Genomic DNA, 11,661 nt, shown 5'->3' with positions numbered 1-11,661 from the left:
GGGGCATGAAATGAACCTATGTGGCGGTTTCGTAATCCAATGTTGGGTTTTACGGTGCTGCAAACACCCCGCGCCGCTCACATCGGAATGCGCCCGATAGGTCAGATCATCGCCTCTTTTCATTTCAACATATATTGAGATATTGAACCATTATGGATGAAGCCCACGCCCTCGCTGCCTTTGCCGCCCTGTCCCAGGAAACCCGCCTGCGCATCGTCAGGCTGCTGGTGAGCGCCGGCCCGGAGGGCATGGCCGCCGGGGCGATTGGGGAGGCGCTGGCGGCCAGCTCCTCCCGGCTCTCTTTCCATCTGTCGCAGCTGGAGCATGCGGGGCTGATCCAGTCCCAGCGGGAGGGCCGCTCGATCCGCTACAGCGCCCGCTATGAGTCGCTGTCCGGGCTGATCGCCTTCCTGATGCGCGATTGCTGCCAGGGGCGCCCGGAAGTCTGTGCCCCCGCCGTCAACGCCCTGGCCGCCTGCTGCCAAACCCCATGAGGAGCGCATAATGACCGTCACCATCTACCATAACCCGGCCTGCGGCACCTCCCGCAATGTGCTGGCGATGATCGAGAATAGCGGCGCGCGGCCGCGGATCATCGAATATCTGAAAACCCCGCCCAGCCGGGAGGCGCTGGCCGGCCTCATCGCCCGCATGGGCATCCCGGTGCGCGCCCTGTTGCGCGAGAAAGGCACGCCCTATCACGAGCTTGGCCTGGATGACCCAGGGCTGAGCGATGACGCGTTGCTGGATGCGATGATGGCGCACCCGATCCTGATCAACCGCCCCATCGTGGTGACGGAGCTTGGCGTGAAGCTATGCCGCCCCTCCGAGCTAGTGCTCGAGATTCTGCCCGCCCCGCAGCGCGCCGCCTTTTCCAAGGAAGATGGCGAGACGGTGATCGACGCATCGGGTCAGCGCGTCGGCAAGCCCGGCCATGCGTAAGCCCGCGCGCCTGGGCGTGTTTGAACGCTATCTCACCCTCTGGGTGGCGCTGTGCATCCTCGCCGGCATCATTCTGGGGCAGCTCGTCCCGGCGCTGTTCCAGACTCTTGGCGCGGCGACGCTGGCGCAGGTGAATCTGCCGGTCGCCCTGCTGGTCTGGCTGATGATCGTACCGATGCTATTGAAAATCGACCTCGCGGCGTTGCGCCAGGTCGGCCAGCATTGGCGCGGCATCGCCACCACCGTCGGGGTGAACTGGCTGGTCAAGCCGTTTTCCATGGCGCTGCTGGGCTGGCTGTTCATTGGCCATCTCTTCCGCGCCTGGCTGCCGGCGGCGCAGATCGACGGCTACATGGCCGGGCTGATCCTGCTCGCCGCCGCCCCCTGCACGGCGATGGTCTTCGTCTGGTCCAATCTTGTCGAGGGCGAGCCGCATTTCACCCTCTCCCAGGTGGCGCTGAATGACAGCATCATGATCGTGGCCTTCGCCCCCCTCGTCGCGCTGCTGCTGGGGCTGTCCTCGATCATCGTGCCCTGGAATACGCTCATCATTTCCGTGCTGCTCTATATCGTGGTGCCAGTGGTGGCGGCCCAGCTCTGGCGCCGGGCGCTGCTGAAAGCGGGCGGGCAAGCCGCGCTGGCGGCGACGCTGCGCGGGCTGGGGCCGCTCTCGCTGCTGGCGCTGCTGCTCACGCTGGTGCTGCTGTTCGGGCTGCAGGGCCATCAGATCGTCAGACAGCCCGCGGTGATCCTGCTGCTGGCGGTGCCGATCCTGATCCAGGTCTATTTCAATGCCGGGCTGGCCTATTGGGTGAACCGGCGGCTCGGCGTTGAATGGTGCGTGGCCGGGCCCTCGGCGCTGATCGGCGCCAGCAATTTCTTCGAGCTGGCGGTGGCCACGGCAATCGCGCTGTTCGGCTTTCAGTCCGGCGCGGCGCTGGCCACGGTGGTCGGCGTGCTGGTCGAGGTGCCGGTGATGCTCTCGGTGGTGCAGATCGTCCGGCGCTCGCGCGGCTGGTATGAGCGGGGGCAGGCATGAGCCTGCGCCGCCGCAATGACCGTGCGTCATTGACACGCGGAAAGGGCAGCATGATCCCTCCTCACAGAAACGCTGTCCGCCGCTTCGTTGCGCCGTGGCCCTCAACGCCCATCGATTACGACGATAAAAACTATTCCAACCGCTTGGCGACGGCCCGCATCCACACCACCACGGCGCTCGCCCCCGCATCTGGAATGCCGATCGCCCGCGCGCCGATATAGCTGGCGCGGCCCAGGCGCGGTGTCATCTGTGCGGTCGCCGCGGTGCCGGCCTCGGCCGCCTCCAGCGCGGCGCGCCAGGCGTTGGCGCCATCCTTGCCGGCCTCGATCGCCTGGGCAAACGCATCCGCCGCCGGGCGCAGCGCGTCGAACATGGTGCGGTCTCCCGGCTTGGCGCCGCCGAGTTCACTCACGCTGGCAACCGCGATCAGGAAGGCCTGCGCCCAGTCTTGCAGCGCGGGTTCAGCGGCGCCGCCCAAATAGCGCGCGGCGCGCAGCAAGGCGGTGGCGTAGAACGGGCCGGAACTCCCCGCGATCGCCCGGCGCAGCGCGCCGCTCATCGCGCTCAGCGCCACGCCTGGCGCGGCAAAGGCCGCCTCTGGCAAGGCCCGCAGCGCCGCCGCGCCGCGCACGAAGCTGATGCCAAGATCGCCGTCGCCCGCGGCGCTATCCAACTCAGTCAGCCGCTCCTCTTCCGCCTCGAACGCGGCGGCGATGGCCAGCACCGCCTCACGCAAGGCCGGCTGGGCGCGGCTGTCTGCCTCCAACGCATGGGCATCCGGCTCTGACGGCACGGGCACGATCACGCGCGGCGCCACCACGCCGGAGCCTGGCCAGGCCGGGGCGTCCGTCGCCGCATCCAGCGCCTGCAGCAGCTCATCGTCCAGAGCCAGCACCGAGAGCGAGCAGCCGGGCATTTCCAGCGCCGTCAGCAGATTGCCGCTCCAGGCGCGCGCAACCTGCAGCCCGCGTTCGCGCAGCAGCGCGAAGGCCTTGCGCGCCACCACGGCCAGCTCCATCGGCGTGGTGCCGCCCAGCCCGTTCACCAGCAGCGCCACATGCGCGCCCGGCTGCAGCCCGGCATCGTCCAGGATGCTGTCCAGAATGGCGGTGACGAACGCATCGGCAGATGCCATCGGCACGCGGCGCACCCCGCGCTCGCCATGGATGCCCAGCCCCAGCTCGGCCTCGCTCTCCTCCAGCGTGAAGCCGGGGCGCCCGGCCGCCGGAACCGTGCACGCCCCCAGCGCCACCCCCATGCTGCCAACCCCATCGGCGGCGGCGCGGGCCAGGCTGGCCACCTCCGCCAGCTCCTTGCCCGCAGCGGCGGCGGCGCCGGCAACCTTATGCACCAGCACGGTGCCGGCAATGCCGCGCCGGCGGGCCGGCTCCACCGTGTCGCGCAGCGAGACGTCATCCGCCACCACCACGATCTCCACCGGCAGTCCCTCGGCGCGGGCAAGCTCCGCCGCCAGGCCGAAATTCAGCCGGTCGCCGGTGTAATTCTTCACGATCAGCAACGCGCCTTTTGGCCCCGAGACAGCGCGGATCGCCGCCAGCACCGCATCGGCGCTGGGCGAGGTGAACACATCCCCGCACACCGCCGCATGCAGCATGCCATGCCCGACATAGCCGGCATGGGCCGGCTCATGGCCGCTGCCGCCACCGGAGATCACCGCCACCTCGTGACGTTGCAAAAAGCCGGGCAGGTCGGCGCGGACGATCACATCCTCGCCCTCGAGCAAGGCCTGGCCGGGATGCAGATCGACCAGCCCTTCCAGCATTTCACGGACCACCGCACGCGGATCATTGATGAGCTTCTTCATGGTGTTTCCTTTTTGATGGCCGCCTTGTTCTGGCGGATTGTCGTTCAGATGTAACCAAGCTGCGCCGAGATCGAGGAGGCCGCTTCTATCACGAAGGGGCGGCGGGCCTCCAGCCTGATCTCATTCATGCCTCTGGCGGGGAAGCTGACACTGACCGTCTTAAATATATGCCCCAGCCGGGACCGTGATGCCGAGCCTCAACGCCGCCCGCCAGCTGCAGCGGGCTCATCGTCATCCGCTCGCAGGGGAAGGTGGCGTTGATCATCGCCATCCTGCTGCGTGAGCGCATTTGCACGACGCGATGAAGGCGACAGGATCATGGCCTCGATGATTGTCATTAAAACTGCATGCCCCTGTCATTCGCCTGCCATGGATGGCCACTAGATACCCCAGCGACTCAACAGGGATATTGAAATGATCAAGTCGCGTCTGCTGCTCGGCACCGCCTGCAGCTTCATTGCCTTCGCCGCCGCCGCGCAGACCGCCACCATTTCAACCTCAATCGAGGCGATCAGCAAAACCGCCGGCGGCACCAGCGCCGCCGCGAAGGCGCCCGTGAAAGTGCCGCTTAAGTCAACCTATTCCGCCAGCGTGATCTCCAAAAAAACCGTCGAAACCGCATCCCCGGCGGCGACGGCGCAGGATATTCTGCGGCGTGAACCGTCGATCTTTGTGACCAATAATGGCCCGGGTGGCGTCAACCAGCAGGTGACGTTTCGCGCCTTCAACTCCTCGCAATTCTCGGAAACCTATGACGGTGTCGGCCTTAATGACGCCTTCAACGGCGCCGTCACCGCGCAGGCAGATAATGACAATAATACGCTGATCACGACGAACGATTTCGAAAGCGTTCAGCTCTTCCGCGGCATCAATAATCCGGCCAATAACAGCTACGATTCGCTGGGCGGCACCATCAACTACGTCCCCCGCAAACCAAGCAACGAGGCCAATGCCGAAATCGGCGGTGGTTATGGCTCGTTCGATACCGCGAATTGGCACGCCACCCTGAACACCGGCCTGTATCAAGGTGTAAAGCAGATTTTCTCCTTTGCCCGCCAGACCAGCAATGGCTGGACGCAGATGGACAAGAACAGCGGCTCCAACGTCTATTATGGGGTGGACGCGCCGTTGAATGGCGGCAACACCAATCTCTATGGCTCATTCATTTTCAACCAGGCCGCCGGCCTGGTGAATCAGTATCAGCCGGTGGCGCTGCTGCACCAATATGGCGACAATTTTCAACTGCCCAGTTCAGATTATTTCAAGCAGAACAACTCAACCAATTTCGCCGGCATTGCCGGGATCACCCAGCAGATCACGCCGTATCTGAGCGCTGACCTGAAGGGATTTTTCTCCACCAATGATTATAACCGCAACTCCTTCTGCAACAAGAGCTTCGCGGCAAGCTATCTGTATCCCGTTAGCGATTGCAGCCATCGCCCCTATCATCTTTACGCTTATACGGCGCAGACCTTCGGCGTGCAGCCCAGCGCGACGCTGGATCTCCCCTTCAATACCGTCAAGTTTGGAGGCAATCTGACCATCTCGCATCTGCATTCGCGCGAATATTTCTCAGCCACCTCGCCGGTCGTGCCCAATCCGCAACCCGATGGCAGCGGCAATGATTTCTGGAACGAGCATGATTACCGCTCGCTCTTCTCGATCTATGCCCAGGACGAGATCAGCCTGCTCAACGACAAGCTCAAGATCACGCCCGGCGTGAAATATCTCCTGGCCAACACCAAGGACACCGACCAGGCCGCTTATTACTACTCCACCGGCGGCAGCGTCTCCAACACTGAGCATTATCTGGCGCCAACCCTGGGGCTCAGCTACGAAGTGCTGCCTGGCCTCGATGCCTACGCCGCCTACGGCCAGAACGTAAAATTTCCAGAGATCACCGCTTATTATGGAAATATCGATACCGGCGCGAATTTCAACACTATCGTGCAGCCGCATACCTTGCCCGAGTATGTTCAGGATTATGAGGCGGGTCTACGCTATGAGCGCGGCAGCCTGACCGTCGAAGGCAATTATTATCGCGAATATTTCACCAACACCTTCCAGACCTACACTGACAGCGCCTCCGGCAATTCCTACACCACCAATGGCGGCAACTCGGTGTTCGAGGGCGAGGAGTTGCAGCTGGGTGACGATTTTGGCGGGCTGCGTGGCGTCCCCGGTGACTTCGCCGGCTATCTCAACTACGCCCATAATACCGCGACCTATACGCAAAACTACTACACGAATGGCGCGCTCGAATTCAGCAAGGGCGAGGGTGTGGGCGGCGTGCCGGCCAATCTGATCAGTGCCGGTGTGAACTGGACGAAGGGTGGATTTTACGCCGCGCTCGACGCCAATTATGTCGGCAGCCAGGAGATTTTCTATGACAGCCACGCCTCCTCCACCGGCGCGGCGAATATCCCTTCGGGTACCCGCTCGGGCGGCTATGTGCTGACCAACCTTACCCTGCGCGACAGCGTGCCGGTTCATGCGGGGCTGATGAAAGCGCTGGTGCTGTCATTGCATATCGATAATCTGTTCGGCGTGCGCTATTATGCGCAGTCGCAGATCAACCAGGATGCCAACGGCAATTATTATAAGGAAGCCATCATGGGCGCGCCCCGCGCGGTCTATGGTGATGTCACGGTCAAGTTCTGAAGTGCGGCCTGCGGCGCGCCTGGCGGTGGTCATCCCGTCCAGGCGCGCTTTGCGATGAAAAGGATAATGGAACGATTTTGAAGGACCAAGCTTTCATCAGTATGCCCGGGCCGGACCGGTTTGGCCGCGCCCTGCTGATCAGCTTCCTGCTGGAAGCCCTGGCCATTGGCGGTTTCGTGCTGGTGCCGCCGGCGCCGAAGCCGGTGGCTGCGGTGGTTGTGCGGGTGAAGATCGATGCGCCCCCGGCGCCCAAGCCGGTGGTGCAGCCGCCCCCGCCAAAACCCGCGCCGCCCCCGCCGCCAATGCCCCCGCCGCCGGTCCCGGTGCCAGCCCAACTGCCCCCGCCGCCCGCTCCCCATCCCAGCCATCGGGTGATCCGGCACGTTGCGCATATTCCGCGGCCGCCTGCCCGGCCTGTATCCCCCATGCCAACGCCGCCGGCTCCGCCCACCCCGGCCCCCGCCGCGCCACCTCCCGCGCCGATCGCCTCGCCCACGGTGATGGCGCGATATGCCAGCGAGGTCCGCGCTGACGTGCTGGCACAGCTGACGGTGCCGCAAATATTGATCGATGCCGGATTGTCAGGCGATTGTGTGCTGGAATTCACGGTGGCGCCGGACGGCACGCTGCTCTCTGCCAGCCTGTTGACCAAGAGTGGCCTGAGCGCCGTCAATCTGGCGGCGCTGGCGGCGCTGCGCGCCGCGCGCTTGCCGGCTTTCCTGCCGGGCATGCCGGCCGGGCCACACCGCTTCACTTTGCCCGTTCACGTTGCCGGCAACAGCTAGCATAGCAGATATGATTTGTCGCTTTGGTTTGCCTCCCTCGCGAGCGTAATAGGCGTTGAGGTTGACGCGACAACGTGACCCTGAATGCATGAAATTGCTGACCAAAACATGCGTCGAGCGAGGGGTGTAAACCCATCTCGCTCTACTCATGATTTAGAGGCGGATTCAGACATAAGACGCTATCGCGCAGCGATTCCATCTTATGTCATCCGGCTCTAGAGAATTGATAATCTCGCCTGGCGCCGTCCTATAATCCTTCACGCGCACGGATCATCTCCATCAGCGGCCGCAACCCTGGTTCATTCTGCCGCCTGCTGGCGAAATAGGCGTAGAATCCTGGGCCCGTGGAAGCCCATTCCGGCAGCACAACCTCCAGCGCGCCGCGTTCGATCTCGTCTTTCACCCGCCGTTCCAGCACATAGGCCAAACCAAGCCCATCAATGGCAGCGGCGATGGTCGTCTCGGTATTATTGACCTGCAATGGGCCGGCTACATCCAACCGGAGTTGACGCTCACCATCGCCCAATTCCCATTTATAGGAGGTATTATTCCCCAGCCGAACGCCGATGCTTGGCAGGCGCGCCAGCGCCCGCGGCGTTTCTGGCCGCCCATGTCTGGACAGAAAGCCTGGCGCTCCCACCACCACCCAGCGCAGCGGGCGGGTCAGTGGCACGGCCACCATATCCTGCGGCACGGTACCGCCATAACGTATGCCGGCGTCAAATCCCTCGGCGATGATATCAACGGGCCTGTCCTCCACGCTCAGGACGAGTGCCACGTGCGGATAATGCGAGGCGAATTCCGCCAGCACGGGCGAGAGCAGCAACCGCGCGGCGTCCAGCGGCACATTGACACGCAACTGCCCTGAGGGGTTCTGGCGGTAGCTCTCTATGCCCGAAAGCGCCGCGCCGATGAGGTCGAACCCCTGCTCCAGGCGTTGCGCGAGCTGCTCCCCCGGCGCCGTGGGCATGACCGTGCGGCTGGTGCGGTGCAGAAGCCGCACCCCCATCCTCATCTCCAGTTTGCGCATCGCGTGGCTGAGCGCGGAGGTGGTCACCCCCAGCTCTATGGCCGCGCGCTTGAAGCTGCGATGCCGCACGATGGTGGCGAAGATTTGCAAATCGGGCAGGTCGAAGCGGTTCAACATGGCGTTTCCAACGTTGAATTGAGATCAAACCCGCCTTGAGTCAATCTCAACCCCTTGACATGGCGCAACCGGCCCCGCCCCCTATGAAAAACGCTCTCACGCCAAAATGCAGAGGAACACGACATGCAGAGCACCGGCTATCATTTCTTCGATCTGGCTGAAATCAAATCCCGGTTTCCCGCCACGGCGGCATCGATGATCATGGATGCCTACCTCTCAGACCACGATTCCGCCAGCGCCCGGCTTTTCCGGCTCTATCATCCGCTGCCGCGCCATTATCATCTCACCTGCGATGAGCATCTTCTGCTGCTGGAGGGTGAGGTGGAGTTCGTGATCGCCGATGAAGCACCGAAGCGGTTGCACGCGGGCCAGATGGTCACCTTCCTGCGCGAGACGGTGCATGCGATCATGCCCGTTCCCGGTGCTCCGGCGATTTTCCTTGCCGTCGACACCCCCCGCCGCTTTCCGCAGGATGTATATTTCGTGGATCCGCTGCCCACCCCCGCCCGGGCCTTCGTCACTCACCTCGCGGATTACGGCGCGCAGTCTGGCTGACACCCGGCCATTCAACGCCTCGTTGAACCAGGTTCAACCAAACCCGGTGGAAGATCCTGCATGGGGGTCTATCTTGTGGGCTGGACCCCATCGCAGTGCCGGTGGTGCCAGAGCGCCCGGACTGAATCTGACAGGAGTGAAACATGGAAACCATCACCATCGGCAAGAGTGCCGTCGTCACCTCGCGCATCGGGCTCGGCACCTGGGCCATTGGCGGCTGGATGTGGGGCGGCACGGATGAGGCGGAGTCCATCGCCACCATCCAGAGCGCTGTGGCGCGCGGGATCACCTTGATCGACACGGCGCCCGTCTATGGCTTCGGCCGGTCGGAGGAGATTGTCGGCAAGGCCATTGCGGAGGGCGGGCTGCGGGATAAGGTGCAGATCGCCACCAAGCTCGGCCTGGCCTGGAAGGATGGCAAGGTGTTCCGCGATGGACGCCGGGCGCGTATCCGCCAGGAAATCGAGGACTCCCTGCGCCGCCTGCGCACCGACCGGATCGACCTCTACCAGGTGCATTGGCCGGACCTGGAAACGCCGCTTGAGGAAACCGCCGAAACGCTGGAGACATTGCGCCGCGAGGGTAAGATCCTGTCCATCGGCGTCAGCAATTTCTCGCCCGCGCAGATGGACGCGTTCCGTACCGCCGCACAGCTCGACGCGATGCAACCACCCTATAATCTGTTCGAGCGTGGGATTGAGGCGGCTGAGTTGCCATATGCCGCCAATACCGGCCTGACCGTGCTGAGTTATGGCGCGCTGTGCCGCGGCCTGCTGAGCGGGCGGATGAAAGCGGATACCGTTTTCGAAGGCGACGATCTGCGCCGTAACGACCCGAAATTCAATGGCGAGCGTTTCACCCAATATCTCCAGGCGGTGGAGGAACTCCGCGAGCTGGCGCAAAGGCGTTACGGCAAATCCGTGCTGGCGCTGGCGCTCCGCTGGGTGCTGGACCAGGGGCCGACCATCGCGCTCTGGGGCGCGCGCAACCCCGGCCAACTCGACCCCGTGAACGATGCCATGGGCTGGACATTGGATGCCGAAGGCAAGACGGAGATCGAAGCCATTCTCGCGCGCTGCATCAAGTCTCCGGTAGGCCCGGAATTCATGGCGCCGCCGCGCAAGCGTCCGGAACTGGTTTAGCGCTTCAAGCTTTTAGCTTGATGCCCCAACTTTTATTTCGGCGAGAAATTTCTTGTGTTTTATCTTGAGGCTGCCGCGTCAAGATAAACACATATTGGTCCAAGGGCCGCCATTCATTCAGTTCGAGGAGAGGGAAGATGGAATATCGCGTGCTGGGCAATTCCGGCCTGAAAGTTTCAACGCTCATTCTGGGTACGATGACCTTCGGCGGCCAGGGCAATTTCTCCAAGGTCGGAAATGCGGGCCTCGAACAGGCGCGCCGCCAAATTGACATGAGCCTGGAGGCGGGGGTGAACATGCTGGACACGGCCGATATCTACTCCAACGGCGTCTCGGAGGAGATCATCGGTCAAGCCATCGCCGGGCGGCGCAACAAATTGCTGCTCGCCACCAAAGCGCGGTTTCCGATGCGTGAGAAAGGGCCGAATGACCGTGGCCTTTCCCGCCAGCATCTCATCCGCGCCTGCGAGGACAGTCTGAAGCGGCTGAAAACCGACCATATCGACCTCTATTGGTGCCATGAATGGGATGGGCAGACGCCGGTGGAAGAGATATTGCGCGCGCTGGACGATCTGACCCGCGCAGGCAAGATCGGCTATGTAGGCGTTTCCAATTTCTCCGGCTGGCATGTGATGAAGATGCTGGGCGCCGCCAAGACGGAGGGGCTGGTACGGCCGATCGCGCAACAGATTTATTACAGCCTGCAAGCGCGTGATGCGGAATATGAGCTGCTGCCGATCGCGGTGGACCAGGGGGTGGGCGCGATCATCTGGTCACCTCTCGCCGGCGGGCTGCTCTCGGGCAAATATCGTCGCGGCAAGCCGGAGCCAGACGGCACACGCCGTGCCGCGCAATGGCAGGAGCCGCCTGTGCGCGATGTTGAGGCGCTCTACGATATCATTGAGAAAATCGTGGAGATTGCCGCAAAGCGGGGCGTGACTTCGGCGCAGGTGGCATTGGCCTGGCTGCTGACGCGCCCTGGTGTCTCGAGTGTGATCGTCGGTGCACGCACCGAGGCACAGCTGGAGGATAATCTTCAAGCCGCCGCGCTGGTTCTGGAACCGGACGAGATCGCGGCGTTGGAGGCCGTCAGCCGGCCGCCATTGCTCTATCCGTACTGGCACCAGAAGGCCACCGCGTCCGACCGGCTTTCACCGGCCGATCTGGTGCTGATCGGCCCGCATCTGGACGCGTAGATTCGAAATGAAAGCCTAGGTCGTGTCTGCATTCATCGTAGCCAAATCATGGCGCAAGCGAGATGTACGAAGCCCATGAAGGCTTTGATGGTTTTTTCGCATCTGAGGGCGATTCTGCGGAAGCGTTTGAGTTTATTGAAGAAGCACTCGACCTGATGGCGCTCCTTGTAGAGCCTCCAGTCGATTGGGGGGCTTATGGCGCGGCTGGGATTAGCCTTGATCTGAGCGGTTGCACCGAGATCATTGGCAATGAAAGCGCGTAGGGGATCTGCGTCGTAGGCAGCGTCAGCGATGACATGACCAACACCCTGCAACCCATCCAGCAGGGCTTCCGCCTGTGGGCAATCGCCGTGATGTCCCGGCGTCGGG

11 protein-coding genes are annotated in these 11,661 nt (G+C 63.1%); 8 read left to right on the top strand and 3 right to left on the bottom strand.

All coding sequences use genetic code 11. The features are described 5' to 3' along the window. Nucleotides 1–152 precede the first annotated feature (152 nt). From T331_RS0114035 to arsB, 3 genes are read left to right on the top strand one after another with little or no spacing between them, the layout of a single operon-like run. Nucleotides 153–494 carry an ArsR/SmtB family transcription factor gene (locus T331_RS0114035; RefSeq protein WP_008492101.1) on the top strand — a complete coding sequence of 114 codons (342 nt, stop codon included), beginning with the start codon at nucleotides 153–155 and terminating at the stop codon, nucleotides 492–494. Nucleotides 495–504: 10 nt separating this feature from the next. Then, nucleotides 505–942, top strand: coding sequence for an arsenate reductase (glutaredoxin) (arsC, locus tag T331_RS0114030; protein ID WP_026440481.1), 438 nt, complete (start codon nucleotides 505–507; stop codon nucleotides 940–942). Then, a complete protein-coding gene (gene arsB, locus T331_RS0114025) occupies nucleotides 935–1,981 on the top strand; it encodes an ACR3 family arsenite efflux transporter (protein WP_211248733.1) in 1,047 nt (348 codons plus the stop codon). The genes arsC and arsB overlap by 8 nt, the downstream gene beginning before the upstream one ends. Nucleotides 1,982–2,111: 130 nt before the next feature. Here the strand turns inward: arsB and T331_RS0114020 are convergent, their stop codons facing one another. Next, nucleotides 2,112–3,806 (bottom strand): dihydroxyacetone kinase family protein, encoded by a 1,695-nt coding sequence (locus T331_RS0114020; protein ID WP_026440479.1) that lies wholly within the window; start codon nucleotides 3,804–3,806, stop codon nucleotides 2,112–2,114. Between the two features lie 414 nt (nucleotides 3,807–4,220). Between T331_RS0114020 and T331_RS18445 the strand changes: the two genes are divergently transcribed. Together T331_RS18445 and T331_RS18440 are read left to right on the top strand one after the other, a co-directional pair. Further along, nucleotides 4,221–6,467 carry a TonB-dependent receptor domain-containing protein gene (locus T331_RS18445; RefSeq protein WP_051622391.1) on the top strand — a complete coding sequence of 749 codons (2,247 nt, stop codon included), beginning with the start codon at nucleotides 4,221–4,223 and terminating at the stop codon, nucleotides 6,465–6,467. A 77-nt stretch (nucleotides 6,468–6,544) separates the two neighbouring features. Beyond that, nucleotides 6,545–7,252, top strand: coding sequence for a TonB family protein (locus T331_RS18440; RefSeq protein ID WP_211248732.1), 708 nt, complete (start codon nucleotides 6,545–6,547; stop codon nucleotides 7,250–7,252). A 247-nt stretch (nucleotides 7,253–7,499) separates the two neighbouring features. On the opposite strand, the gene T331_RS0114000 is transcribed toward T331_RS18440, so the two are convergent. After that, the gene (locus T331_RS0114000; RefSeq protein WP_026440478.1) at nucleotides 7,500–8,399 is read right to left on the bottom strand and encodes a LysR substrate-binding domain-containing protein; all 900 of its coding nucleotides are present in this window, start codon (nucleotides 8,397–8,399) and stop codon (nucleotides 7,500–7,502) included. A 123-nt stretch (nucleotides 8,400–8,522) separates the two neighbouring features. On the opposite strand from T331_RS0114000, the gene T331_RS0113995 reads away from it, so the two are divergent. The 3 genes from T331_RS0113995 to T331_RS0113985 all read left to right on the top strand — a co-directional run bounded on the left by T331_RS0113995 (nucleotide 8,523) and on the right by T331_RS0113985 (nucleotide 11,292). Beyond that, nucleotides 8,523–8,954: a cupin domain-containing protein gene (locus T331_RS0113995; RefSeq protein ID WP_026440477.1), complete on the top strand. Its 432-nt coding sequence runs from the start codon at nucleotides 8,523–8,525 to the stop codon at nucleotides 8,952–8,954. Nucleotides 8,955–9,097: 143 nt separating this feature from the next. Beyond that, on the top strand, nucleotides 9,098–10,096 hold the full coding sequence (locus tag T331_RS0113990; RefSeq protein WP_026440476.1) for an aldo/keto reductase: 999 nt from the start codon (nucleotides 9,098–9,100) through the stop codon (nucleotides 10,094–10,096). Between the two features lie 137 nt (nucleotides 10,097–10,233). Next, nucleotides 10,234–11,292: an aldo/keto reductase gene (locus T331_RS0113985; protein WP_026440475.1), complete on the top strand. Its 1,059-nt coding sequence runs from the start codon at nucleotides 10,234–10,236 to the stop codon at nucleotides 11,290–11,292. Nucleotides 11,293–11,324: 32 nt separating this feature from the next. Here the strand turns inward: T331_RS0113985 and T331_RS0113980 are convergent. Continuing rightward, nucleotides 11,325–11,661 (bottom strand): IS5/IS1182 family transposase (locus tag T331_RS0113980; protein WP_026440474.1); only part of this gene is annotated, 337 nt, incomplete at its 5' end.

It is taken from the genome of Acidocella facilis ATCC 35904 (assembly GCF_000687875.1).
GTDB classification, from domain to species: Bacteria; Pseudomonadota; Alphaproteobacteria; order Acetobacterales; family Acetobacteraceae; genus Acidocella; species Acidocella facilis.
This window is presented reverse-complemented; position numbering and strand designations above follow the sequence as displayed.

Bases quoted from the DNA above. Each gene is read 5' to 3' on its own strand.
- arsB (WP_211248733.1), top strand. From the start codon at position 935: ATGCGTAAGCCCGCGCGCCTGGGCGTGTTTGAACGCTATCTCACCCTC.
- T331_RS0113990 (WP_026440476.1), top strand. From the start codon at position 9,098: ATGGAAACCATCACCATCGGCAAGAGTGCCGTCGTCACCTCGCGCATC.
- T331_RS0113985 (WP_026440475.1), top strand. From the start codon at position 10,234: ATGGAATATCGCGTGCTGGGCAATTCCGGCCTGAAAGTTTCAACGCTC.
- T331_RS18445 (WP_051622391.1), top strand. From the start codon at position 4,221: ATGATCAAGTCGCGTCTGCTGCTCGGCACCGCCTGCAGCTTCATTGCC.
- T331_RS0114035 (WP_008492101.1), top strand. From the start codon at position 153: ATGGATGAAGCCCACGCCCTCGCTGCCTTTGCCGCCCTGTCCCAGGAA.
- T331_RS0114000 (WP_026440478.1), bottom strand. From the start codon at position 8,399: ATGTTGAACCGCTTCGACCTGCCCGATTTGCAAATCTTCGCCACCATC.
- arsC (WP_026440481.1), top strand. From the start codon at position 505: ATGACCGTCACCATCTACCATAACCCGGCCTGCGGCACCTCCCGCAAT.
- T331_RS0113995 (WP_026440477.1), top strand. From the start codon at position 8,523: ATGCAGAGCACCGGCTATCATTTCTTCGATCTGGCTGAAATCAAATCC.
- T331_RS0114020 (WP_026440479.1), bottom strand. From the start codon at position 3,806: ATGAAGAAGCTCATCAATGATCCGCGTGCGGTGGTCCGTGAAATGCTG.